Source organism: Coxiella-like endosymbiont, assembly GCF_024730665.1.
In the GTDB taxonomy this organism is placed as follows: Bacteria; Pseudomonadota; Gammaproteobacteria; order Coxiellales; family Coxiellaceae; genus Coxiella.
Genome location: NZ_CP084737.1, coordinates 934,043 through 959,938, shown reverse-complemented (window position 1 = coordinate 959,938; position 25,896 = coordinate 934,043). Strand labels below are relative to the sequence as shown.

Below are 25,896 nucleotides of genomic sequence, written 5' to 3'. Positions count from 1 at the left end.
TAGGATTGAAAAAGCTTATCAAGGATGTCATCGGTCCGTTAAAATTATTCAGATTAGATAAAGATCTAGTAATAATTACTTATAATCGGTTTATCGTAATTTATGGTTCTTTAATACGTGAATGAGGAATTTAAAAATGTAGTCAAGCACGTCAGTTGGTGATATCCGACAGCTCGGTCTATCTCGTCAAACTTCTCATTAATGTCATCAAAGATCGTTCGTTGCTTCTATCTATCCCACGTGTGTGATAGCTTGGCCAATAAAGTCTAAATTTTAAATCGTGATAAAGCCGTCGAGTCAACTACAAAAAATTTAAAACCTAGAGGTAAATACGCTGCTGTTTCCTAAAAATATTGGGAAGAAATTATTTATGACGATTTAGATAATGACGATAAACAGTAAGAAAATAAGAACTCACGGTGCTTTGATCGGTACAGAAAATTAACAATTATAGAATAGTTGTTTAATAGACAAATCCATTGTGTCGCGCGTTGTGACCAGACTAATCATACAGAATTATGCCTCATTAAATAACAAATAATTTTAAAATTAGTGAGGAATGACTGAACGTTATTTATTTGCATCATCCCGAGGTTATAAAAGGGATGGCGGTGCGATTGAAACGGGGTTTATAATTCTGGAAAAAACCGAAAAAGTGAAATCGAAAATGACGATAGGAGCTTTAGTTGGATACGTCGCCTATTCTAAAGAAAAATTGCACAGAGTGATCTATCAGATTAGCTTTTAAATTTTAAGGAATTTTTTAGAACCTCGTGAAATGCATGAAAATTTTTATTGCCTCCCGTTATTTCCGCAGACTGTTATACCGTAGTTTGATAGGAATACATTGCCATTAAGCCCATATTCAACCCCTCCTCCTCGCGCCTTTCTGTCATCTGGAGCAGACCTGAGAATATGAATATAGCGGAATAAAATGAATTTCAGTTGCCCTTTCATAATTTCTTAATATTTAGGGATATTCTTTTTTATAATTTTAGGTATATCGAATATTGCTGCTTAAGCGTTACAAATCCTCAAGCTATCTATCCCCCCCGCGAGAGGACAGAAACGTGAAATCAGTGACAATGATTATTGCGCGCGTAACGACCTGATTATTCTTTTTCCTATGTATTTTTATTGATTTCAGGTTTTTTATTACTAATTCATGCAACCCACTCTCAATTTTTCTGTCTTCCATTGATCCAAATTATTAAAAATGGTCTGGTTTATCACTTGTATTATGCTCTTAGCTTTTTGGGTTTTATTTGGGCCAAAGATAACCACATTTGAGCTTGTTCTTTAAAGCCGGAATAGGTAAGCGCCACATCCATTTTCTCGAAAATTATTTATCCGATGATCCTGTTTAACATGGTGCGATAATTGGTGGTGCTTTAGGGTAAGGTAGGAACTGTCTCGTTGATATTATCGGTAGAGTAATATTCCGAATCATCAATATTTCTAACAAACGAGCCAATAAATTTTTTGAGCCTCATTGTGATTCAGCTCATCAATTTGAGTCCCGGTTTAGTTCACTATTATGGCGCGCAAAGCCTCGCGTTGAAGTATTAATCATAGTAAGTAAATTATTAACTTCCGGCACACTATCAGCCAATTTTTTAAGCTCTATGCAAACTTCGTTTAACGCTCGGTTGTCCCGATAAATCAACCGGAAGGCGTGCTTTAACGAGCGCATTATCTCACCATTAAAGCCATGACGACGTAGACCTACCGTATTCAATCCAGTCGGTACACCCGGATTACCGGTTACAAGCATGTACGGTAAAATATCCTGATAAATTTTGGTAGCGCGACCTAAAAAACAATAGGCACCAATCCGACAAAATTGATGAACACCGGAAAAAGCACCTAAATTAGCATGATCCCCTACTTCGACGTGCCCCGCAATAGAAGCCGTATTGGCGAATACCACATGACTTCCTACTTTGCAATCATGGGCAATATGTGAATAAGCCATTAAATAATTACTATTACCAATACGAGTTAACTGATAACCTTCTTTTGTGCCACGATTAATCGTGACAAACTCTCGAATGACGTTATTACTGCCTATTTCCAGCCATGTCTCTTCAGCTTTATAAGCGAGGTGTTGTGGATCAGAACCGACAGAAGCATGAGAATAAATTTTATTTTTTCTCCTAGCGTTGTGTTTCTACCAATCACTGCATGAGCACTGATTTCGGTGCCATCTCCAATAGTGGCATTTTTCCCAATTAGGGTCCAGGGTCCGATGGTTACGTATTTACCTATTTTCGCAGTCGAATGAATAATGGCTCGCTCATCGATCACTCTTTTGCCCCTCTGACCCTCTAATGGTCATAAATTCAGCTCTACAGGCTAGTTGCCCTTCAACCGTTGCTTTACCGGTAAATTTCCATAAACGACCAGTCTTCAGTATTTTTATCTCCAATTGTAATTGATCGCCTGGCTCCACTACGCGCTTAAATCGGGCCTTGTCTATCCCTGCAAAGAAATAAATGTCTTCATGATATTTAAGCAAATCGATAGATTTAACGATTAAAAGACCTGCAGCCTGAGCTAACGCTTCAACAATTAATACACCAGGCATTACCGGCCGGACGGGAAAATGTCCTGAAAAAAAGGCTCATTAACAGTGACATTTTTAATAGCCACTAACGATTTATACTTTTCCATTGCTATCACTCGGTCAACTAATAAAAAAGGATATCGGTGAGGGATATACTTTCTAATCTCATTGATGTCTGCTACAGTCATCGCGAAAGTCTCTCTAATCGTTTTAAACGTTTTGCCAATGCATCCAATTGCCGAAATCGAACTACGCTTTTATGCCATTCCCGGTTAGTTTGCATGCCTGTTCCTGAAGAATAAATACCTGGTTTTGTGATAGACTTTTGAATCATACCCATACCAGTAATAACTACATCATCACAAACTGTAATATGGCCGCTAAGGCCGGCTGAAGCGCCAATCATACAGTGCCGCCCAACAGTCGTACTACCCGCAATACCCGCACAGCCAGCAATGGCCGTATGATCACCAATATGAACATTATGACCAATCATCACTAAATTATCTATCTTAACGCCGTTGCCAATAACCGTATCATCCAATGCACCTCGATCAATAGTTGTATTAGCCCCGATTTCTACATCATCTCCTATAACTACTCGTCCCACCTGAGGAACGCCTATCCATTGGTGGCGTTCTCCATCCTGCATTAAACCAAAACCATCTGCCCCAATCACTGCACCGCTGTGGATAATATTACGATCACCTAAAATCGTTTCATGATACAAAGTGACTCGGCTATATAAACAACAGTCTCCTCCTACCTGACTATTACCTCCAATGCTCGTTCCTGCACCGATTATGGTTCGTACACCTATAGTGACATTCATTCCAATAACTGTATAAGGACCAATAGAAACAGTATGGTGAATTTGACAATTTTTACCAATGATTGCAGTGGGATGAATGCCCGCAGATGGTAAAGACTGCGGACGAAAAAGAGCTAGTAATTTTATAAAACCTAATCTCGGATTTTGCATTACCAGTGCATTAACTGGACAACTGGTTACTAACTTTTTGTCAAGTAAAATAGCAGACGCTTTAGTTCGCGTTAAATATTTCTGGTATTTGCGATCTGCCAAAAAACTGATTTCGCCCATTTTTGCATGGGCGATAGAGGCAATATTGTGAATTTTACAGCCACCATCACCTTGCACCGCAGCACCGATAGCAGCTGCTAATTCATTCAATGTATAAGCGGATTTAACACTCGTCACAACACTAATTTATTTCAAAGCAGAAAACAAAACATCAGAGGTAATATCTTTACCATATTTGGTATAAAGTACGGTGTCTTTAAGTAAGACGAGATCGAGATTTTCTTCTTTAGCAACGTGCTCTATAGCACCAGCAATCTTTCTCATAAAGTCAGCCATTGCTTCATTTTGGGCGATAAATAGACACTGCTGAAATTGTCTTTGGGCTTTACGCAATTGATTTTGTTGTTTTTCAATATTACTACGTAAAGCTACAACTTCTTTTTTACTCATTACGGATTCGTCGCGTTGCAACTTATTAATATTATCTTGTAAGGATTTCCCTAATCCAACAACTTTCTCCCTTTGTGGTGAAAATTTTTTTCCAAATGGGCGTTCATTTGTTTAATCTGTGGTGAGGTCTGAAATATTTGTCGTATATCAACGAGCCCAACGCTTTGGGCGATGGCAGAAACACTCCAACTGATTACTACTGCTAAGCTAGCAACAGCCCGTAAGCGTTTTATCATAAGCTTCTCCTTAAAAAATTAATACATATTATAGTTCAAGGTCTTGAATGAAACCAAGAGAATCTAAATCCTCTATTTTTACTTTCCTGGCTTTCTAAGCATTCTATCTTCCCCGTAGCCTATCTCCCGAAGTTAAGCTCACAATCATGAAAACTATCATAAACTCACGCCAAAAGAAAATTGAAATGCCTGCAAGTTATCGCCAGATTGACGGTTCAATGGGAATGCCAATGTGAAATCAATCGGTGCCAGCGGTGTATACCATTCAACTGCAAGACCTATTGATGGACGAAGGTTTTTCAAAGAAAAGGTATCATCTTGAATGATTTGAGGCCGTGAGTTGGCTTCTGGATCTGAAGAACCACCGCGAGCAGGAAGAGCAATATCTCCCGGAAAACGAGGCACTTGAAATACATTACCAACATCAAATATTAATGCAGTACGCACCTTTTCACTAATAAATTTAGGAAAAATTAAGTGGGCACCAAAAACAGTTTCCAGGTTACCCCCAAAGCGCCAAAACTATTATAGCGATTTTTAGGGCCCAATGAACTTATAGCAAAAGCGGGAACTGATCCAATACCACCCGCATAAAAGTTTTTAAAGAATGGCAAGCGGTCGTGTCCAAACCCATCTCCATAACCTAAAGTGGTTAATAAATTTAGAATAAACCCATCGTAACTACTAATGGGCTGGTAATATTTCACCACATATGTCGCCAAATAATAACTCAAACCAGATTTAAAAATAGGAATACCTACTTCCAAGCCAGCTCCTGCGTAAAGTCCTTTTGTTGGGAAAATAGCGTGATCAAGACCGTTGTAAGTCCATCCGCCAGTTAATTTAATCTGATTGTAATCGCCATTGGTATTTTGGACACCGTTAGTTGTTCCCAGAAACGATAATACACTTGGCGCCGCAATAGCGGTATCTACCTGGCTAATGGAAATATGCTCAAATCCATAACCAAAACCAATAGTATTACATTCCGAAATAGAGTAAGCATAAGTCATATCTGTCCCATAACCGTCTTCTAAATAAGAAGCTAGATTAAACTTACTATTTGGTTTGACACGTGAATAATAGACAGAAAAACCGCGCTGCAAACCATAAGTTGTGTAGTAGGGATTATTGTAAGAAATGGAATAATATTGTTGATATTGGTTATTTTGTAAACCAATAGAAACATATTGACCTGTTCCCATAAAATTAGCCTCAGCAATACTCGCCCCATATAAAAACCCATAAACATTCGAATATCCACCCTGGACACTGGCACGACCAGCATTGACTTCTTTTACCTGATAATTTAAATCTACTTGATTGGATAAGCCTGGTATCGGTTGCGCAGTATATTTAACGTCTGATAAATAAGCTAATAATTCCAATCGACGCCTTGATTCTTCAATATTTGATAATGAATAAATGCTACCTTCATATTGACGCATTTCTCGTCGCAATACTTCTTGGTCAGTATGCTGATTTCCAAAGAAATTAATGCGCCGTACATAAACACGCCAACCAGGAATCACATTAAAATTTAAATGAACTATATTTTGTTGGTCATCAATAGTTGGGATAATAGTCACTTTCGCAAAAGCATATCCACGATTCGCAAGAAAATTACCAATAGCTACTTTAGTATCAATAATCCTCTGACGAGAAAATATATTCCCCGATTTTAAAGCGATTAATTTATAAAGTTGCTCTTTAAAACCGAAAGTGTCTCCACTAATAAAACAACCACCGATCCGGTAAATAGGTCCTTCATCAACATGAATGATAATATGAACGCTTCTTTTATCCACTGACCATTTCACTTGCTGAGAAACAATGCGAAAACGCAAGTAACCACTATTTAAATAAAAATTAGTTAAATTCTGTAAATCATCTTCCAGTTTAAGTTGAGAGTAACGATCCGCATGAGAAATCCAGGTAAATAATCCAGGCGTTGTTAATTGAAATTGGTGATGCAAAGTGCTGCTACTGAAAGCGCAGTTACCTATAAACTGGATTGAACGAACTATGGCAATACTACCTTCATCCACATTAATGTAAAGCCCCACACGGTTTTGACCTTTTTCAACCACTTTTGTAGAAACATTAGCCGCATGATAACCCATCGCATTATATTGTTGCTGCAATCCCTGTTCAATTCTATTTAGGGCATTAGGATTTAAAGGCTGCCCTTCCGCAATATTGAGTGTATTCAAAATGAGACTTAATTTTCTAGATTCAATAGTTTTGTTTCCACTAATGCGAATCAAACTTATTAGAGGACGTTCTTTCAACACAATAATCAAAGCATCTCCTCGACGACTTAATCGAACATCATCAAAAAATCCCGTCCCATACAACTCTTGAAGGATGTGTCGTCCTTTTTTTGATGTATATTCTTGGCCTTTATGGATGGGAAGATAACTGAGAACCGTCTCTGGCGACATTCCTTGCAAGCCTCGAATCTGAATGAAGCGAATCACGAAGTCATCGGCTGCTATGCCAAAGGGAATACAAAAAGTAAGTAATGCGATTATAAAGAAAAAACGTTTACGAAATATCATAGTATCAGGACTACACTTTTTTTCGATTATTCCGCCATATTCCCTAGCCTTAGACCTGCAAATCCTTTCGCACCGAGATAAAAAAACAGAAGGCATTATAACCCCTCGATTTATGATTATCCATACTTTATAATCCATAATCTGCCTATTTCGAAGCATTCGTATATCCGGTTTCGGATTTTGCTCCATCGAATTCGACACTATAATTAACTTGTTTCTTCTCTATCAGGAAAAACCACTCGGGGCAAAAGACATTCTGCTAGAGAAGAATGAATCTTAATGAGGAATTTATAGTTGTATAGCCTTATTAATATAATCCCTTTGAAATTGATGCAGACGCATTATAAAAATGCATTGATTTAATCAAACTTAATCCCAAAGCCCATTCGTTTTTAAACTAATATAGTCCAAACTTTGTTAGCTAAATCACCCGAAGATAGATATGAAAGCAGTCGAGCCATATAGGAAAGATTTAGAGGCCTGATTCAAAATAATTGATGTGCACAGGGCTGATTGCAGTAGATGCGGTCTGGGACCCCACAGTAGAGAGAGACTTATTATAAACTCTAATCAGACTGGTGGATTCTGGCAGCGCTACTGAATTTCAAACAACTTTAAACACTTTTTAAACCAAACTCCAATGCTAAACCTACTATCTATCCTTCCTATCCATCTTCCTCCAGATATTATGTCGATCATTATCGAAAAACTCTCCTCTGCAACGAAATTCATATCGTTAATAATTAACACGCCGTACACACTCACCGCCACCTATGCTAGTTTTGGGAGAATAGCGAGATTAGACTAACGGACACACTATGAATCTGTGAGTAGTATTGTTTTTCCTGTTTGTGTATCATGCGTGACATGCGAACCATACCTATACCCGTAAAAACTATCGGACCGATTAAGATTATAGGTCCCGAAGTAAACACTGAAGTCGAAGTCCCACTAGCAACATTTGAAACTCCTATGTGGCCATCGACCAGTCGTGGCGCGAGTGTGACTCGATGTTGCCAGGGACTTCATTGTCTAATTCTTGACGATCGAATGACTCGCTCCATTCTTCTCGAAGGATCAGATGCAGCTGCGATAAAAACAGTTTTAGATGATTTCAATGGCAACGAAGCTGTTGCTGAAGCTATCTCAAACACCAGCCGCTTTTGCCGAAATATAGGCTGGCACATGCAAGTAGTCGGTAATCTACTATTTCTGAGACTTGAAGCAACTACCGGCGATGCTTCTGGGCATAATATGCTCACCAAAGCAGCTGACGCTGTTGTCAACTGGATGCTCAATAAGTATTCTCAATTGAAATATGTTTCTATCTCTGGAAATATTTGCGTCGATAAAAAAATTCCGCTATTAACGGGATACTCGGCCGTGGGAAATATGTCATTGCCGATATGATGATTCCTTGCGAAATTTGCCAAGAACGATTAAAAACGACTCCTGAAGCGATTGTTAATCTTCATATCAAAAAAATCTCATAGGATCGATTATTTCTGGGAGTTTACGTACCGCGAATGCTCACTTCGCTAATTTACTGTATGCGATTTATCTTGCGACAGGGCAAGATGTTGCCAATATCGTCGAGGGCTCTCAAGGATTTACTCACGCAGAGCTTTGCAACAATGGCGATCTTTATTTTTCTGTCACCCTGCCCAATATCATCGTCGGCACTGTCGGCAATGGAAAGCACTATGATTTCGTGAAACAACACCTGCAATTATTAGGTTGTCTGGATAATCCTGAAATCGGTCAAAATGCACGAAGACTAGCAATTATTGTTGCTGCGACAGTATGGTGTGGCGAATTATCATTATTGGCCGCCCAGACAAACCGCGGAGAATTGATGCGCGCGCATGAAAAATTTGAACGCACAAAAACCACGCCAGATCTAAATCCCGCATCATCTCACAATTTGATAAGTATCTTAATATAACATCATTGCTCTACCTACCGACTGACGACGGTTGGATAAAAAATGAAAAAAGACTTTTTAAAAATAAGAACACCCGCCAAATTAATTCTTTCCGGTGAACATGCAGTACTTTATGGGTACCCAGCATTGGCGGTTGCTATCAATTGTTATATGGAAGTCATCGTACGATGGACCTTTCCCTTGCACTTTTCTTTTCATTTTATGGGGATTGATTTTCGTCGACAAATTACCTTGCAAACACTTCAAAAATTACAAAAAAAACTCAAAAATCAATACCACAAATACCGTGCTGGCCGTCTAAGTATTCGCAAGGTATTAAAAAAACCGTTTGAATTATCACTTTTTACTTTTATTAACGTTCTTGATCGCTTAAAAAGCGAATTACCAACGGGGATCGATATTGTCACGAATTCTAACATCCCTATGGGATGCGGCATGGGATCTTCGGCTGCGAGTGTTGTTAGTTTGATTTACGCCCTTACCCAATTTCTTAACATTGATTTAAATTTAGAGGATTATTTAACGCTAGGCATCGAGTCGGAAAATTTACAACATGGTTATTCGAGCGGTCTCGACGTGCATACCGTTTATCACGGTGGTTGCTTGCGCTACGAAAAAGGCGACTTCGAAAAGCGAACTCTTCCAGATTTGCCTATACAATTAGTACAAACGGGTCAACCAAAAAGTAGCAGCGGTGAATGTGTTTCACAGGTTTCTTCTTTTTTAAAAAAAGTTCCATCGGCAACGATTTTTCTGCTGTTACGAATGCGTTTGATCAAGCTTTACAAAATGAAGACCGAGAAGAAATAAAAAACTGTATCCGTCAAAATCACCATCTATTAAGAACTATTGGTGTTGTCCCTGATAAAATAAATAATTTTATTGTGGATGTAGAGAAACTTGGCGGCGCCGCAAAAATCTGCGGTGCAGGTAGCATACGCGGTGACAATGGGGGAGCAGTATTAGTAGCAGCTGATAAGCCCCTGGTTGATTTGCCTCAACGATACGGTTACTCGCTGATTCCCGTTCAAACCGACAATCAGGGCACTCATGTTGTATAGAGCAAAAGCGCCGGGAAGTTTAATGTTGCTTGGTGAATATGCTGTGCTTCATGGAAAAACAGCTATTGTAGCAGCTATTGATAAATTTATTTTAGTATCTCTAACACCCCGTAACGACAACACCATCCATATTTATTCCTCGTTAGGAGAACTGACAGCCGACCGCCGTCAGTTACAATCCTTGCCCCCTTTCGAATTTGTCTTAACGGCTTTAGCTTCAAAAAAGCTACCGACTGGTTGCGACGTGATGATTGAATCGGATTTACCAAGCGCCATTGGCCTAGGAAGCTCTGCCGCTGTCACGATAGCACTGTTAGCTGGAATGAGTGCTTGGCTGAAAATACCACTGACAAAAAAAATTTATGGCAAGAAGCAATGAGCGTTATCAAAGCTGTGCAAAATCAAGGATCAGGTGCTGATTGTGCGGCCAGTATTTATGGTGGGGTGATTGCTTTTCGCAATCACCCGTTGCACATTTTATCCCTTAAAAGAAGACCACCTATAGTGGTTGTCTATTCCGGTACAAAACTAAAGACAGGGCAGGCTATTGATATTGTGAATAAACGACGTCAACAGCAACCCATTTTTTATCGAAATATAAATGAAAAAATGGACAAATTAGCATTAAACGCGATTAGTATCATCAATACTGGTGATTGGCAAGAATTGGGACGTTTATTAAACGAAGGCCAAAAATTAATGATCACTTTAGAAGTAAGTAATAAAATTTTGGATACACTGATTAATCAATTGCTTGCAAAACCTTCTATTTTTGGTGCTAAAATATCCGGCTCTGGTTTAGGTGATTGTGTAATTGGTGTAGGAATTCTCTCATCGAATGCATTTCCGCAAAATAATAACGAGAGAAATCTCGGCGTAAAACAAATTCCACTGACTATCACGCCAAGGGGCGTAAATATCAATATTAATGGGATGTGAAGAAATTTTTCTGAAATTGCTTGCCCACCGATCGAAAACTCCCGTTCAGTCTTTCGGACGCGCGTTTGCACCCTCAAATATTGCTTTATGTAAATATTGGGGTAAACGGAACATAGAGCTTAACTTGCCTATCACCTCAAGTTTGTCCGTTTCGTTGAATAATAAAGGAGCTTTGGCAAAAATTTCACTATCCTCAAACCAGCAACATGAATTAATCGTTAATCATCAATCACTAGATTCGGAAGTTGCACCTGCTAAACGTCTGCTGTCTTTTTTGGATGAATTTCATTTTCTTGTCCCTAAAGCTTATCGATTAGAATTAGATTTTAATATTCCACTCGCTGCTGGTCTTGCTTCTTCTGCTTCTGCTTATGCGGCTATCATAAAAGCTTTCGATGATTTTTTTGGCTGGCAATTGGATGGAAAATCCCTCTCTATTTTGGCTCGTTTAGGCAGTGGGAGCGCTTGTCGTTCAATTTTTGATGGATTTGTGGAATGGCTACGCGGTAACAATCCTGATGGAATGGATAGCTATGCGAAACCTATTAAAGCAATCTGGCCTGAACTTAGCATTGGACTTTGTATTATCACGAAGCAACAAAAGGCTGTCAGCTCACGAGAAGGGATGAAACGCACAGTCACTACGTCTGCTCTTTATTCAGCGTGGTCTGAAAAATCCAATTATGATCTCTCGCTTTTGAAAAAAGCAATCGTAGAAAAAGATTTTAATTTGCTGGGACAAACGGCTGAATCGAACGCTTTAGCCATGCACGCCACCATGCTTGCCGCATGGCCACCGCTTTTATATTCTTCACCTGAAACGATTGCATGGGTAAAAAAGGTATGGGAACTTCGAGAAAACGGTTTAGTTCTTTATTTTACACAGGATGCGGGACCAAATATTAAGCTATTATTTTTAAAACCAGAAGCAGAGAAAGTAAAACAACATTTTCCCTATGTTGAAATTATTTACCCCTTTGAGAATAGTCATGATAAATGAACAGAATAAACAGCAAGTAATATTAATCGACGAAAATAATCGTATTATTGGAACTGAAGATAAAATAAAAGCCCATCGTGAAGGTAAATTACATCGTGCTTTTTCTATTTTTATTTTTTTACAAAAGAATGATGAGCGGCATCTGTTATTACAGAAACGCCATCCGAAGAAATATCATAGCGGTGATTTATGGAGTAATACTTGTTGCAGTCACCCTCGGCCAGGGGAAGAAATTGTTGCTGCTGGTGAAAGACGATTATATGAGGAAATGGGACTAAAAATTCCTTTAAAAGAAGTAGGGAAATTTCGATATACGGCACAAGTTGGCCATTTAATTGAAAATGAATATGATCATATCCTAGTAGGATTTGCAACGGATACAACTATTTATTTTAATAAAAAAGAAATTAATACTATTCGTTGGATTAATATTGCTGACTTAGAAAGAGAACTTAAACGACATCCAGAAATTTTTACACCTTGGCTAGATCTTGCTTTGAAGATTGCTTTAAAAAACCTAGAAAGTGTTTTATGAATAATGAGAGTGAAGATAAATTTATGAAACTCTGTCTGCAATAATCACTCGGCAGAATTGCTATTACCAAAAAGTGGTTCAATTAAAGCCTGCCTATCTCTAGAAAAGGATAGGATCCAAGAGAAAACTAACAGTGTACTATTTTCTAGTTTTCCGCTTTCATGGAGGTAACCTCAATAAACTAGGTAGTGTTTACCGATGGGTAATAGTAAGTCATCAGTAAAGAGCATAGAACAAAAACTGGCAGTGCTGCAACAACGCTGTCAATGCGATCGAGAATGCCACCATGACCAGGTAACAATTGTCCAGAATCTTTAACACCAGCTTGACGTTTGAGCATACTTTCAAAAAGATCACCAACAATAGCAAAAACTACAGTAATTAGGGTTAACAGACAGAAAAGGAAGATGCGATCAAAAGGAAGCCGAAATATAAAACCTATCACAGCGGCCATGAGTAATGCAGAAATAATGCCGCCCCACAATCCCTCCCAGGTCTTTTTAGGACTAACACGGGTAATTAAGGTATGTTTCCCCCACCACTGGCCAGCAATATAAGCTCCAGTATCCACCGCCCAAACCACCACAAAACCAAATAATAGCCACCTAGGACCGCCAATATCTTCACGCAAAGCAGTAATTGCTAACCAACAAGGTATCAATGTAAAAAATCCCGATATGATTTTAATTATTGAATATTGAAAACCCAATGGAGCAAACCCAAACGTATAGCAGAAAATAGCGACCGCAATCCATATCCAAACTACCAACGAAGCTATTAATATCCAAAAAACCGACAAATAATAAGCAGCCCAAAGTGCTGCAGCGATTAAAAGAACATATAGCCCACGACCATAATGACTTATTATACCTGACAATGCAGCCCATTCCCATGCTGCCCAGGCGATCACTACACCTACCAAGACCGAAAACCACGGCATCGGTAAAAATCCAACGGCTAACAGAACAATAGGAATTAATACCAACGTGGTCAGAAACCGATGTTTAAGCATGTTGTTTTTTAACCTGTTCCGGTGTCAAACCAAAACGGCGCTGGCGGGTCCTATAAAACGCTAGAGCTTCGTCAAATATTGCACGATTAAAATCGGGCCAATGGGTTGGGCTAAAAAAATTTCTGTGTAAGCGAACTGCCACAACATGAAATTACTCAACCGTTGTTCACCACTAGTACGAATTAATAAATCAGGATCAGGCAGATCGCTTAGAGATAATTGTCGATGAAATAAGTCAGTCGTTACAGAGTCAGGGTTAATTTCCTGGCTTTCTATTTTTTTCCTATTCGACGTGCAGCTTCTACAATATCCCAACGACCGCTATAGTTAAGAGCAATAATAAGTTTTAAACCTGAATTATTTCTCGTGAGTTCCTGAGAAGAATAAATCTGCGATATCAATTTTTCATCAAAATCCCGATGATCACCAATGATGCGTAATTGTACATTATTTTTATAAAGCTCTTCCGTATTACTCTCTAATGCATCCAAAAATAAAGACATTAAAAAATTTACTTCTGATTGCGGACGCGCTAGATTTTCAAGGCCGAAAGCAAAAAGGGTTAAGATATCCACACCTCTTTTTGCCGCATACTCTACCACATAGCGAACTATTTTAGCACCTGCCCGATGGCCAGCGACACGTGGTAGTCCACGACTCTTAGCCCAGCGGCCATTACCGTCCATTACAATCGCCACATGTTGAGGCAAATAAGTTGCATTTTTACCCATCATATCGCCATTAAATCTGATTTTTTTGAGACGCTATTTTGTCTACTTCCAAAATTTGTATGTTCGTCAACTTTTGAATACTATTTTGTGCATGACGTTCTTCATCTTCGCTGATTTTCTTTTCTTTCAGCAATACTTTTAAGTTATTATTTGCTTCTCGCCTAATATTTCGTATCGCTACACGAGCTTTTTCTGCTTCATCACGGACTATTCGACTGAGTTCCTTCCGCCGCTCTTCTGTAATCGGCGGAAGCGGGATACGGATCACTGCACCAACGATCATTGGATTTAATCCTAAATCAGCTTTCCGAATGGCTTTCTCAATCGACCCCACTATGTTTTTTTCCCACGGGGTTACTGTTAGCATATGAGGATTTTCAACAGCAATAGTTGCAACTTGATAGAGTGATACATCGATGTTGTAATGATTCACCTTGATGTGTTCAAGCAAACTTGGATGTGCGCGATCTACTCGCAATTTTGATACTTCCATTTTTAACGTCACCACGCTTTTTCCCATACGTAATCTTGCATCATCGATAACACTGTTAATCATACTCTTCTCCTCCTCTCATATAAGTGCTTGTTAAGACTACGTGTCTAAAATCATCATCCACAATCAACTAATGTGCCTTCCTCTTTATCTAGGATAACGCGAAGTAAGGTTCCTACTTTTTTGATGTTAAAAACACGCAATGGCATATTATGATCCCGACATTGACAGAAGGCTGCTAAGTCCATGACAGACAATTCTTTTTCTAAGGCTTCTTGATAGGTTAAATGTTTATATAATTTTGCTGTGGGATTTTTTGCAGGATCCTCAGAATAGACGCCATCAACGTTAGTAGCTTTTAACACTATATCAGCACCTATTTCAATGCCTCGCAAACTAGCCGCGGAATCAGTAGTGACTAAGGGATTCCCTGTCCCTGCCGCAAAGATAACGACTCGTCCCTGTTTCAAATGGTGAATCGCCTTTCTACGATGAAAAGCATCAGCGACTCCTATCATCGGAATCGCTGATAAAATACGAACCGGCAAGCTGGAACGCTCGAAAGCATCGCGTAAAGCCAATGCGTTCATTAACGTTGCTAACATACCCATGAAATCACCTGTCATCCGATTAATGCCCGCTTTTTGTAGCGCTGCCCCGCGAAAGAAATTGCCACCTCCAATCACGATCGCGATTTGAACACCTAATTGATATACTTGGGTAACTTCTTTAGCTATACGATCCAAAACATAAGGGTCAATTGAGTGAGGGCCTTTCCACATAAGGGCCTCACCACTCATCTTTAAGAGAATACGCTGATAAAGTGGTTGAGGCGGCGGCCCATTGGTCATTAATGATTTCCTTGCGCTTGCGCCATCATTTCACTAGCAAAATCTTGCATTTCTTTTTCAATTCCTTCGCCAACCTCAAATCGAATAAATTCAAATACCTTTACTTTTTCCGACTTCAATAAATCGCCAACGGAAATCTCAGAATCTTTTAAAAATGACTGCCCTTCCAAACTAACTTCCTTCAATAGTTTATTGAGTCGTCCAGCCACTATTTTCTCAATAATGTTCATAGGTTTTCCACTTTCTTTAGCTTGTGCTAACAAATTATTTTTCTCTTTCTCTAAAAATTTTGTAGGTACCTGATCGGCACTGATTGCTTGTGGCTGGAAAGCTGCAATATGCATAGCAATGTTTTTTGCCAAAGCAGATTTGTTAGCATTAATTGTAACTAGAACACCAATACGATTGCCATGGCAATAATGTCCCACCATACCATTTTCTGAAGACAAAAAAGCAACGCGGCGAATTTGAATATTTTCACCGATTTTATTGACGAGTTCTTTTCTCGCATCTTCGATGGTTAACGAAGCATGAGAGTACACTGGTAATGCTGATAGTGAAACCACATCTTTTATACTTTTCTCTAATCCAAGTTTTGCCACACTTTCAGCAAACCGAATAAAGCTGATATCGCGCGCAACGAAATCGGTTTCACTATTGATTTCTGCCATGAAGGCTTTCTTTTGATCAGGACTAATAGAGATGACAATAACACCTTCTGCAGCTGTTTTATCTGCCCATTTAGCTGCTTTTGCTTCACCAGCTTTACGCAAAATATCAATCGCTTTCTTTAAATCACCATCAGCTTCTTGCAGGGATTTTTTACAAGCCATAATTGCAGCATTTGTACGGTCGCGTAATTCTTTTACCATGGCTGCTGTAATTGTTGTCATTAATTGTACCTCGTAGAATTACTTAAGATTATCTCATCCTCTCCACCATCACGCGACTTGACTGGAAACCCAGATTATGACTAAGTGCGATTTTTCTGGACTCTTTTAAGTCAAGTCGCGTGATGGTGGAGAGGATGAGATACATCCCAACATACCTATTTAGCTTTCTGTCTCCGCTTGATTTTTACCTTCTTCGGTTATGGCTTTCTTTACTGCCAGTTTTATATCTTTTTTCTAAAGCTTCGACAGTTGATTTTTTTGGTTTCGTCGGTGCTTTTTCCAATTCATTTTCAGTGGTTGGTCCTTCCGCAGCTTTGGCTTTTTTAGTGACAATTTTCTTAATAGTCGTCTTCACTTTAGCTTTTTCTTTTTCCTTTTCTTGCGATTCTTCCTCTTTCTTCAATCCCAAAGCGCTTCGTGCATCGATAATAGCATCTGCTACTGCTTTACAATAAAAGCGAATAGCGCGAATGGCATCATCATTACCTGGAATTACATAATCGATATTATCGGGATTAGCATTTGTATCGACGATTGCAACGACGGGAATTCCTAAGCGGTTAGCTTCTTTAATAGCAATTTTCTCATAGCCAACATCAACAACAAACAATACATCTGGTAAGCCACCCATGTTTTTAATACCCGATAAATTAGCTGAAAGTTTTTCTTTCTCACGTATTAAATTCAAGATTTCTTTCTTCGTTATACCGATTAGATTGTCTTCATTCGCTACAAGCTCTTCAAGTTCTTTTAAACGCTTAATCGATTGGCGAATGGTTTTATAATTAGTCAACATGCCACCAAGCCAACGGTGATCTACATAAGGCATGGCACAACGAGTGGCTTCTTCTTTTACAATCTCACGCGCTGCAAACTTGGTTCCTACAAACAGCACTTTTCCTCGGTTTAAAGCAATATTTTTTATGAATGCCAGCGCATTACGAAGAAGCGGTAGGGTTTCTTCAAGGTTAATAATGTGAATCTTTTGACGAGATCCATAAATATAAGGCTCCATTTTGGGGTTCCAGTTTTGGGTCTGATGCCCAAAATGAACCCCAGCTTGCAACATTTGACGCATGGTTATCGTAGTCATCAATGTCTCCGGGTTTATATTACCTACACCTACCCCATAACCTGACCTGTTAAGCAGACACCCGAAATTATGTGCTGATAGATGTGTGTATTTCGCTGCAAAGTTTATACCATAGACGAAGAATAGGAACAAGGCTATACTTCCCCCATGAAAATATCGATCAAAACGTCAGACGAACTGGAAAAAATGCGTATAGCGGGGCGATTAGCAGCTGAAGTGCTTGAAATGATCGAACCTTATATTAAGCCCGGCATCACAACTGACAAGCTGAACACAATTTGTCACAATTATATCACTGAAATACAACAGGCAATTCCTGCACCACTCAATTATCAAGGATTTCCCAAGTCCATTTGTGTCTCCGTCAATCAGGTAGTCTGTCATGGTATTCCAAATGAAAAAAAATTAAAGGAAGGTGACATTATCAACATCGACGTAACTGTACTCAAAGATGGTTATCATGGTGATACCAGCAAGATGTTTGCCGTTGGTAAAATTCCCTCGCATGCAGAACGCTTAATTCGTATCACGCAGGAATGTCTTTATATCGGGATTTCAATGATTAAGCCTGGGATACAGATAGGAACCGTGGGTTCTGCTATTCAGATGCATGCAGAAAAAAATCATTATTCTGTCGTTCGTGAATATTGCGGACATGGTATCGGCAGCGTTTTTCACGAACCAGAACTGCAAGTTCTTCATTATGGAAAACCCGGAACAGGAATTGTTCTGGAGCCGGGTATGACATTTACGATCGAACCAATGATTAACGCTGGGAAACGGTATGTAAAATTGCTTAATGATCGTTGGACTGTCGTTACGAAAGATCGTCGTTTGTCTGCTCAATGGGAACATACGCTGGCAGTGACTGACAGTGGCTATGAGGTTTTTACTTTAAGAAAAGGAGAAGAAATTAAGGAAATCAACACATGACTAATATGTATAACGCTGCTCAGGAAATAAATGCGGCACCCCGGTGTAGCGAATTAACAGATAAAAAGTTTCTGATATCCTTTTTCTAGTTGGCAATCGAAGTTTAAAATACTATCAACCACGTCGCTTTTCTGAAAAATTCATATCTACCGTCTCTATCAAGGTGCGTAACCATCTCATTGCAAGCCATTTTAGACTACATTCATTTTTCACCCGTCTCAATAGGGAACGTTTATCTTATGAAGTCGAGTCCAAATTCGTTTATGATTACCCCTCACTCATTCAAAAATCTATAAATTTAGAAAACAAATCCTGGTTATCACATATTTTATGCGCTATGGAAATAACAACAGATTTTCATACTGTTTATACATTACTCGAAATTATTGAGAGTTTCTAAAAACAGGGCATAGATTTTAATATAGTAAATGGGGCAGTTAATTGAGAAAATTGCATCCTGGATTAAATAAATAGTGCCAGATTACAAAATTTACACAAAAAACCGCACCAATAACAGTATTAGTGTCAATAATGCTAAATCGAAAAAAAGAAAATAAAAAATTTCATGTAGGCGATTCTAAATCAGAATAGATCGTAGCGATTTCATTTCAAATGATTTTAAGAAATTGACCAGCCTACAGCTTCTGCAACTCCATTGCCAATTTCAGCAGGAGATTTTACGGTAAATACACCAGCAGCTTCCAAAGCAGCATATTTATCCGCGGCGGCTCCTTTTCCACCAGCGATAATCGCCCCTGCATGTCCCATACGCTTACCCAACGGAGCTGTTACACCAGCGATATAAGAAATAACAGGTTTTGTCACATTAGATTTGATAAATTCAGCTGCTTCTTCTTCTGCCGTTCCACCAATTTCACCTACCATAACGATCGCCTCTGTTTGCAAATCCTTTTCAAAAAGCTCTAAAACATCAATAAAACTCATTCCTGAAATTGGATCACCACCGATACCTATACAAGTACTTTGACCAAAGCCTAATTGAGTAGTTTGATCCACAGCTTCATAAGTTAGTGTCCCTGAACGCGAAACAATACCCACTTTGCCACGTTGATGAATATAACCAGGCATAATACCGATTTTGCATTCATCTGGCGTAATAATACCTGGACAATTCGGACCGATGAGACGAATGCCGGGATGTTGCTGGAGATAAGCTTTGACTTCCAACATATCGAGTACGGGCACACCTTCTGTAATACAAACAATTAACTGCACTCCGGCATCGGTTGCTTCAAGAATAGAATCTTTACAAAAAGGCGCAGGCACAAAAATCACGGTAGCATCAGCGCCTGTTTTTTCCACTGCTTCATGGACGCTATTAAATATTGGCAAATCTAAATTCAATTGATTGCCTCGGCCAGGCGTAACTCCGCAGACTATTTTTGTACCGTATTTTATTGCTTGTTCTGAATGAAAAGTTCCCTGTTTACCTGTAAAACCTTGACAAATGACTTTCGTTTCTTTATTAATCAATACACTCATTACGCATCACCTTACTTGATTCACGATTTGTTTTGCTGCATCAGCAAAACCTTTTGCAGCAATAATATTCATACCGCTATCTGTGAGTTTTTTCGCACCTAATTGTGCATTATTACCTTCGAGACGAACCACCACAGGTACATTAATACCTACTTCTATCACAGCACTAATAATACCATCTGCAATTAAGTCGCATCGGACAATTCCACCAAAAATATTAACCAAAATTCCTTTAACATTTTTATCTGATACAATGATTTTGAAAGCTTCCGTTACGCGTTTTTTCGTAGTGCTCCCACCTACGTCAAGAAAATTAGCCGGTTTGCCACCAAATAATTTAATGAGATCCATCGTGGCCATGGCAAGGCCCGCACCATTAACCATGCAACCAATATCTCCATTCAATTTGATATAGCTTAATCCTAATTGCTGTGCTAACGTTTCATGTTCATTTTCCTGGGTAATATCACGCATTTCGCACAATTCAGTTTGACGATACAGTGCATTGTCATCGATATTTAATTTTGCATCTAAACAAATGAATTCACCACTTCTCATAACGACCAACGGATTAATTTCCAACAAACTTAAATCCCGCTCGATAAATAATCGGTACAATCCTATTACGATAGTAGTGAATGAACGCATTTGCTCAAGATCTAAATGTAAGCCAAAAAACAACTCACGGCACTGGAAAGGCTGTAATCCAATAGAAGGATCTATCGTAATTTTTAATATTTTTTCTGGCGACTCCTCAGCTACTTTCTCAATTTCAACACCACCTTCGTTTGAAGCCATAAAAATAACACGCTGAGAAGCACGGTCAATCACAGCGCCCAAATAAAGTTCGCGGGCAATATCGGAAGTTTGTTCAATAAGCACTTGATTGACAGGTTGTCCATGTTTGTCTGTTTGCTCAGTCACTAATCGTGTACCCAACAAAGCTTTTACTACCGCTTTTAATTCTTCTTTCCCTTTTACTAAACGCACACCGCCTGCTTTTCCCCGACCACCGGCATGTACCTGCGCTTTAACTACCCAACGGTCGCCGCCAATCTTTTCGGCTGCATGAATAGCAGCTTCTAGATCAGACACTACTTCTCCTGTAGGCACAGGGATAGTATATTTTTTAAAAAATACTTCGATTGATATTCATGTAGGTTCATTTTTCTCTCCTTATATGTAAAATATGAAAATCCTGTAGTTTCAGGGCCTCTGGTTTCTTTAAAACTCGATATTCAGAATGAGGCTTCTGATTGTGGAGAAACGGGTTAGTACGGTGTCATCTTGCACGGCCTTTTTTGCCGGGCAACCCCATAGTCGATGTTTAAAATCCTAACAGCACCCGCGCAGGATCTTCCAACATTTCTTTAATAGCGACCAAAAACAAAACGGCCTCACGACCGTCAATCACCCGATGATCGTAAGATAAAGCCAACATCATAATCGGCCGAACGACAATTTCACCATTTTCAACTATAGGACGATCGACGATTTTGTGCATACCCAAAATGGCTGTTTGTGGCGGATTAATAATTGGTGTTGATAATAATGAACCATAGGTACCTCCATTAGTTATACTAAATGTACCACCAGTTAATTCATCAATATTTAAATGCCCTTTTTGAGCACGTGACGCAAATTCACGAATCTGTTCCTCAATCTCCGCCATACTCATATTTTCCGCGTTTTTAAGGATAGGCACAACTAATCCACGTTTTGTCCCAATGGCAATACCAATGTCGTAATAATCGTGATAAACAATATCGTTTCCATCGATAGAAGCATTTACCATCGGAAATTGTTTTAAAGCCTTAATCACTGCTTTTGTAAAAAATGACATTAATCCTAATCGCACATTAAATTTTCTTTCAAACTCATTACGGTATTTTTCACGCAAATTCATTACTGGTTTCATGTTAATTTCATTAAAGGTCGTTAGTAGCGCTGCTTCATGTTGCACTTGCACTAGCCGTTTCGCAATGCATTGTCGAATTCGCGAAAGAGGAACTCGTCTCTCTGTTCTTTCACCAACCACAGGGACTCTTTTTTCAACCGGTTTTTCTTTTTGTATCTCTAAATAATTTTCCACATCCTTTTTGGTAAGGCGTCCGTCTTTTCCGCTTCCTTCAATTTCGGTGGCATCAATTCCTTTTTCAGATACTAATCGACGAACGGTCGGACTGAGTGTGTTTTCAATTTTTACTTTTTTTCTTTTTTTATTTCTTCTTTTTCTGTAATGTGTACTTTGCTTAAATCTGCTTCTTTTTCTTTTAATAAAGCCAACAACTGGTTAGTTTTAACGACTTCGCCTTCTTTAACTTCAATGTCCTCAATAATACCATCTTTTGGGGCAAGTACTTCGAGCATGATCTTATCTGTCTCCAGATCAACAAGATTTTCATCACGGGCTACAGAATCACCTTCTTTCTTATACCATTTAGCTACTGTAGCATCACTAACTGATTCTGGGAGAATGGGCACTTTAATTTCAATCGCCATTTAAATTTCCTCTTCAAGACCTAAAGCTCGATTAATCACTTGCTTTTGCAATTTTAAGAACATCGCTGAATATCCTGACGCCGGCGCTGCTGAAGCGGGTCGTCCTACGTATTCTAATGTCTGATCCTCTCGAATGCACTTCGCTAATCGGCGGCACGTGCAAAACCAGGCTCCTTGATTTTTAGGTTCTTCCTGACACCAGATAACCTGTTTTGCATTTGAATATTTTTTAAATTCTTCCTTCAACTGATCATAAGGAAATGGATAGAGTTGTTCGATGCGAATTAGAGCAATGTGATTTTGCTTATGCTCGCGACGTCGGATCAGTAAATCGTAATACACCTTACCACTGCATAAAACAATACGTTTAATTTTTTTGCATTGTGTTTGTCAATTTCTGAAATTAATAATTTTAATTGACCGTGCGCTAAATCCTCTAATGACGATATAGCTAATTTATTACGTAACATACTTTTCGGCGTCATTACAATTAATGGCTTGCGATAAGGACGCAGTACCTGACGTCGCAACAGATGAAAAATCTGCGCGGGTGTTGTAGGTATACAAACTTGCATATTATTTTGCGCACATAGCTGCAAATAGCGCTCTAAACGGGCGGATGAATGTTCTGGGCCTTTACCTTCGTAACCGTGCGGCAAAAACATAACTAATCCTGATAAACGATTCCATTTTTGACATCCTGAACTAATAAATTGATCGATAATAACTTGAGCTACATTAGCAAAATCACCAAACTGCGCTTCCCAAATAATGAGTGCATTGGGAGCTGAAGTTGAATAACCATACTCAAATCCTAAAGCACCATTTTCACACAACAGCGAATCATAGTTGTGAAATTTTGCCTGATTATTGTCTAAATATTTTAAAGGTACATATTCTTTTCCAGTTTGCTGATCGAATATGGTAGCGTGACGATGAAAAAACGTACCTCGACGAGAATCTTGCCCAACAAGACGCACTGAATAACCTTCTTTCAATAAAGTTGCATAAGCCATCATCTCAGCACACCCCCAGTCTATCGGTGTCTTGCCTGCGATCATTTCAAGGCGTTTCTGATACAACTTAGCAATTTTATGGTGAGGATTTATACTCTCGGGCAAAGTAAAAAACTTTTTCCGATGGTTTGTAATTTTTTAAAGAGACCATTGTACTAACAATGGTGCTCCATTCTTGTCCTACAAAAGTCGTCCAGTTGGCGGTATAATGTGCAGACAATCCTTCTGAAAAGGTTTCCAGCATTTGGCGTCCTTGATCGAGACGATTGCGATAATTTTCTATCCACTGATCGATTTCTTCGGCTGTACAGATTTTTTGACTAATCAGCGATTCAGCATATAACACGCGAGTGGTAGGATGCTCATGGATGACTTTATACATCAATGGTTGTGTGGGGACAGGATCGTCCACTTCCTGATGACCATGACGACGGTAACAAACGAGATCGATAAATACATCTTTATAAAAAGTCATTCGATAATCAAGCGCCAATTGCGTCACAACAACCACAGCTTCAGGATCATCTCCATTCACGTGAAATATAGGTGAATCCAGCATTTTTGCGATGTCAGAGCAATACATTGATGAACGTGAATCGTTCAGGTTGCTTGTTGTAAAGCCTACTTGATTATTTAAGATAATATGAATAGTACCACCAATGTAATAAGCACGTGTCTGAGACATATTAAGTGCTTCCATTACAATTCCTTCTCCAGAAAAAGAAGCATCACCATGAATCATGACCAGCATGGCATAATCGCGATTTTGTCCATTTTGTCTTTCCTGCCGTGCACGCACAGAACCCATTGCTACAGGACCAATAAATTCCAGATGAGAAGGGTTAAACGCTAAAGACAGATGAACAGAACCTGAATCGGTTTTTATATCTCGCGAATAACCTTGGTGATATTTTACGTCTCCAGACATTAAACCGTAGTCTTTTTTACCTTCGAATTCCTGAAATAATTCTTCAGCTGATTGGCCCATAATATTTAACAATACATTGATACGTCCTCGATGCGCCATACAAATAATGATTTCTCGCAACTTTTGATATCGTGCGCGTTTGATTAGCTCATCGAGCAACGGAATCAAACTATCACCGCCTTCCAAAGAATAACGCACTTGTGCAACGTATTTAGTATCCAAATATTTTTCCAGCGTTTCAGCTGCGATCAGTTGTTGCAGAATATTTTGTTTAGTTTCTTTATTAAATTTAAGCAATGGCAATCGACGTTCCATATAATCTCGTAACCAATGACGTTCACGCTCGTTCAAAATCGTACTGTATTGCACACCAATAGAACCACAATAAATTTCTCGTAAGCATGTATAAATTTCCTTTAAGGTAGCTTGTGGCTTATCCATTAAGCCATCGGTTAAGAATATTTTATCGAAATCGGATTCTGATAAGCCGTAATTGCTAAGTTCTAAACGAGAATCAATCGGTCGATCATCATCTAAGGGATTTATTTTTGCGCTCAAATGACCGAAGAGACGGTAAGCTTCAATTAGTAAACTAATACTGATCTGTTTTGGAGAAGGTGTGACTAGTGGCATTACAGTGTGTGATTGGGGAGCTAATTCTCGAAATTGCTCCCGAATAATCGAATGCGGAATGTTGCCCATTAGCATGCCATTAGATAACGATTGAAAATAATGCCGCCATTCTTCATTAACATTATTAGGATCTTTAAGGAAATTCTCGTAAAGAGCTTCGACATAGCCGGCGTTGCTATCTGCCAGATATGAAGTTTGTTGAAACTGTTCCATTGAGGTTGATTTTTGCATAGGTTTGATTTAGTTAATCCACACTCTCTGGTTCACGCAGCATCTGAGTCCGAATTTTACGAATCGCTTCTGTTGGGTTAAGACCTTTTGGACAAACAGTCGCGCAATTCATAATAGTACGGCAACGAAAAACGCTGTAAGGATCTTTCATAGAGTCTAATCGTTCTCTTGTTTTTGTATCACGACTATCAGCAATAAAACGATATGACCACAATAAACCAGCCGGTCCGATAAATTTATCGGGATTCCACCAATAGGATGGGCATGAAGAAGAGCAACACGCGCATAAAACGCACTCATACAATCCATCTAATTTTGCACGATCAGCAGGTGATTGTAATCGTTCTTTTAGTGGTGGTTCTTGATTATTTAAAAGATATGGTTTTATCTTTTTATATTGTACATAGAATTGCTCCATATCCACAATTAAATCACGAATAATCGGAAAACTGGGCAACGGCCGCACAACAACGCAATCTGGTAAGTCTTTTAATTGCGTCACGCATGCTAAACCATTTTGACCATTAATATTCATAGCATCAGATCCACAAACACCTTCGCCGCAAGAACGACGCAATCCGATGTCAGGGTGTTTTTCACGGATGGTTTCCAACGCATTTAATAACATTTTGCCGAGAATTGTAGAGAGATCTAATTTAAAATCCTGCATATAAGGTTTTTTATCAGTTTCCGGATTGAAGCGCATTATTGAAAAAGTCATAACTCGTTTCTTAACACTCAT

15 protein-coding genes and 10 pseudogenes are annotated in these 25,896 nt (G+C 39.0%); 8 read left to right on the top strand and 17 right to left on the bottom strand.

Going from position 1 to position 25,896, the window contains the following annotated elements:
• Positions 1–559: 559 nt before the first annotated feature.
• The gene (locus LG660_RS04145; protein ID WP_258267388.1) at positions 560–748 is read left to right on the top strand and encodes a hypothetical protein; all 189 of its coding nucleotides are present in this window, start codon (positions 560–562) and stop codon (positions 746–748) included.
• A 759-nt stretch (positions 749–1,507) separates the two neighbouring features.
• Here LG660_RS04145 and lpxA read toward each other — a convergent pair.
• From lpxA to bamA, 6 genes and pseudogenes are all read right to left on the bottom strand, one after another.
• Positions 1,508–2,307: pseudogene (gene lpxA / locus LG660_RS04140) on the bottom strand (acyl-ACP--UDP-N-acetylglucosamine O-acyltransferase).
• Positions 2,297–2,754 (bottom strand): annotated as a pseudogene (gene fabZ / locus LG660_RS04135) (3-hydroxyacyl-ACP dehydratase FabZ). Before fabZ ends, lpxA begins: the two co-directional pseudogenes overlap by 11 nt.
• The gene (gene lpxD, locus LG660_RS04130; protein ID WP_258267387.1) at positions 2,751–3,785 is read right to left on the bottom strand and encodes a UDP-3-O-(3-hydroxymyristoyl)glucosamine N-acyltransferase; all 1,035 of its coding nucleotides are present in this window, start codon (positions 3,783–3,785) and stop codon (positions 2,751–2,753) included. The pseudogene fabZ and the gene lpxD overlap by 4 nt, the downstream one beginning before the upstream one ends.
• A gap of 9 nt (positions 3,786–3,794) precedes the next feature.
• Positions 3,795–4,088, bottom strand: coding sequence for an OmpH/Skp family outer membrane protein (locus tag LG660_RS04125; RefSeq protein WP_258267749.1), 294 nt, complete (start codon positions 4,086–4,088; stop codon positions 3,795–3,797).
• 20 nt (positions 4,089–4,108) lie between these two features.
• Positions 4,109–4,294: an OmpH/Skp family outer membrane protein gene (locus LG660_RS04120; protein ID WP_258267386.1), complete on the bottom strand. Its 186-nt coding sequence runs from the start codon at positions 4,292–4,294 to the stop codon at positions 4,109–4,111.
• Between the two features lie 156 nt (positions 4,295–4,450).
• A pseudogene (gene bamA, locus LG660_RS04110) lies at positions 4,451–6,855 on the bottom strand (outer membrane protein assembly factor BamA).
• Positions 6,856–7,691: 836 nt separating this feature from the next.
• On the opposite strand from bamA, the pseudogene LG660_RS04105 reads away from it, so the two are divergent.
• From LG660_RS04105 to idi, 6 genes and pseudogenes are all read left to right on the top strand, one after another.
• A pseudogene (locus LG660_RS04105) lies at positions 7,692–8,800 on the top strand (hydroxymethylglutaryl-coenzyme A reductase family protein).
• Positions 8,801–8,842: 42 nt separating this feature from the next.
• Positions 8,843–9,861, top strand: a pseudogene (gene mvk, locus LG660_RS04100) (mevalonate kinase).
• Positions 9,851–10,240: a mevalonate kinase family protein gene (locus LG660_RS04095; RefSeq protein WP_258267384.1), complete on the top strand. Its 390-nt coding sequence runs from the start codon at positions 9,851–9,853 to the stop codon at positions 10,238–10,240. Before mvk ends, LG660_RS04095 begins: the two are co-directional and overlap by 11 nt.
• Positions 10,192–10,800, top strand: a complete 609-nt coding sequence (locus LG660_RS04090; RefSeq protein ID WP_258267383.1) for a mevalonate kinase family protein — start codon at positions 10,192–10,194, stop codon at positions 10,798–10,800. The genes LG660_RS04095 and LG660_RS04090 overlap by 49 nt, the downstream gene beginning before the upstream one ends.
• Positions 10,790–11,800 carry a diphosphomevalonate decarboxylase gene (mvaD, locus tag LG660_RS04085; RefSeq protein WP_258267382.1) on the top strand — a complete coding sequence of 337 codons (1,011 nt, stop codon included), beginning with the start codon at positions 10,790–10,792 and terminating at the stop codon, positions 11,798–11,800. The genes LG660_RS04090 and mvaD overlap by 11 nt, the downstream gene beginning before the upstream one ends.
• On the top strand, positions 11,790–12,335 hold the full coding sequence (gene idi / locus LG660_RS04080; protein WP_258267381.1) for an isopentenyl-diphosphate Delta-isomerase: 546 nt from the start codon (positions 11,790–11,792) through the stop codon (positions 12,333–12,335). The genes mvaD and idi overlap by 11 nt, the downstream gene beginning before the upstream one ends.
• A gap of 181 nt (positions 12,336–12,516) precedes the next feature.
• Here idi and LG660_RS04075 read toward each other — a convergent pair whose 3' ends face one another.
• The 6 genes and pseudogenes from LG660_RS04075 to rpsB all read right to left on the bottom strand — a co-directional run bounded on the left by LG660_RS04075 (position 12,517) and on the right by rpsB (position 17,408).
• Positions 12,517–13,347, bottom strand: coding sequence for a phosphatidate cytidylyltransferase (locus LG660_RS04075; RefSeq protein ID WP_258267380.1), 831 nt, complete (start codon positions 13,345–13,347; stop codon positions 12,517–12,519).
• Positions 13,340–14,078, bottom strand: a pseudogene (gene uppS, locus LG660_RS04070) (polyprenyl diphosphate synthase). The gene LG660_RS04075 and the pseudogene uppS overlap by 8 nt, the downstream one beginning before the upstream one ends.
• Positions 14,078–14,634: pseudogene (gene frr / locus LG660_RS04065) on the bottom strand (ribosome recycling factor). The pseudogenes uppS and frr overlap by 1 nt, the downstream one beginning before the upstream one ends.
• 53 nt (positions 14,635–14,687) lie before the next feature.
• Positions 14,688–15,422: a UMP kinase gene (gene pyrH / locus LG660_RS04060; protein WP_258267379.1), complete on the bottom strand. Its 735-nt coding sequence runs from the start codon at positions 15,420–15,422 to the stop codon at positions 14,688–14,690.
• Entirely contained in the window at positions 15,422–16,315 is an 894-nt protein-coding gene (gene tsf / locus LG660_RS04055; protein WP_258267378.1) for a translation elongation factor Ts, read from the bottom strand. The genes pyrH and tsf overlap by 1 nt, the downstream gene beginning before the upstream one ends.
• A 184-nt stretch (positions 16,316–16,499) precedes the next feature.
• Positions 16,500–17,408, bottom strand: coding sequence for a 30S ribosomal protein S2 (gene rpsB / locus LG660_RS04050; protein ID WP_444861382.1), 909 nt, complete (start codon positions 17,406–17,408; stop codon positions 16,500–16,502).
• 147 nt (positions 17,409–17,555) lie between these two features.
• Between rpsB and map the strand changes: the two genes are divergently transcribed.
• A complete protein-coding gene (gene map, locus LG660_RS04045; RefSeq protein WP_258267377.1) occupies positions 17,556–18,341 on the top strand; it encodes a type I methionyl aminopeptidase in 786 nt (261 codons plus the stop codon).
• Positions 18,342–18,959: 618 nt separating this feature from the next.
• Here the strand turns inward: map and sucD are convergent.
• From sucD to LG660_RS04020, 5 genes and pseudogenes are all read right to left on the bottom strand, one after another.
• Positions 18,960–19,844: a succinate--CoA ligase subunit alpha gene (gene sucD / locus LG660_RS04040; protein ID WP_258267376.1), complete on the bottom strand. Its 885-nt coding sequence runs from the start codon at positions 19,842–19,844 to the stop codon at positions 18,960–18,962.
• 6 nt (positions 19,845–19,850) lie between these two features.
• Positions 19,851–21,010, bottom strand: a pseudogene (gene sucC, locus LG660_RS04035) (ADP-forming succinate--CoA ligase subunit beta).
• A gap of 161 nt (positions 21,011–21,171) precedes the next feature.
• Positions 21,172–22,346: pseudogene (gene odhB / locus LG660_RS04030) on the bottom strand (2-oxoglutarate dehydrogenase complex dihydrolipoyllysine-residue succinyltransferase).
• Positions 22,347–25,154 (bottom strand): annotated as a pseudogene (locus LG660_RS04025) (2-oxoglutarate dehydrogenase E1 component).
• Between the two features lie 13 nt (positions 25,155–25,167).
• Positions 25,168–25,896: a succinate dehydrogenase iron-sulfur subunit gene (locus tag LG660_RS04020; RefSeq protein ID WP_258267375.1), complete on the bottom strand. Its 729-nt coding sequence runs from the start codon at positions 25,894–25,896 to the stop codon at positions 25,168–25,170.

What these genes read in the sequence shown, in the direction of transcription:
- LG660_RS04120 (WP_258267386.1), bottom strand. Translation starts at nt 4,294, where the DNA reads ATGATAAAACGCTTACGGGCTGTTGCTAGCTTAGCAGTAGTAATCAGT.
- idi (WP_258267381.1), top strand. Translation starts at nt 11,790, where the DNA reads ATGATAAATGAACAGAATAAACAGCAAGTAATATTAATCGACGAAAAT.
- rpsB (WP_444861382.1), bottom strand. Translation starts at nt 17,408, where the DNA reads ATGACTACGATAACCATGCGTCAAATGTTGCAAGCTGGGGTTCATTTT.
- LG660_RS04095 (WP_258267384.1), top strand. Translation starts at nt 9,851, where the DNA reads ATGTTGTATAGAGCAAAAGCGCCGGGAAGTTTAATGTTGCTTGGTGAA.
- tsf (WP_258267378.1), bottom strand. Translation starts at nt 16,315, where the DNA reads ATGACAACAATTACAGCAGCCATGGTAAAAGAATTACGCGACCGTACA.
- sucD (WP_258267376.1), bottom strand. Translation starts at nt 19,844, where the DNA reads ATGAGTGTATTGATTAATAAAGAAACGAAAGTCATTTGTCAAGGTTTT.
- map (WP_258267377.1), top strand. Translation starts at nt 17,556, where the DNA reads ATGAAAATATCGATCAAAACGTCAGACGAACTGGAAAAAATGCGTATA.
- pyrH (WP_258267379.1), bottom strand. Translation starts at nt 15,422, where the DNA reads ATGACCAATGGGCCGCCGCCTCAACCACTTTATCAGCGTATTCTCTTA.
- LG660_RS04145 (WP_258267388.1), top strand. Translation starts at nt 560, where the DNA reads ATGACTGAACGTTATTTATTTGCATCATCCCGAGGTTATAAAAGGGAT.
- LG660_RS04020 (WP_258267375.1), bottom strand. Translation starts at nt 25,896, where the DNA reads ATGAGTGTTAAGAAACGAGTTATGACTTTTTCAATAATGCGCTTCAAT.
- LG660_RS04075 (WP_258267380.1), bottom strand. Translation starts at nt 13,347, where the DNA reads ATGCTTAAACATCGGTTTCTGACCACGTTGGTATTAATTCCTATTGTT.
- mvaD (WP_258267382.1), top strand. Translation starts at nt 10,790, where the DNA reads ATGGGATGTGAAGAAATTTTTCTGAAATTGCTTGCCCACCGATCGAAA.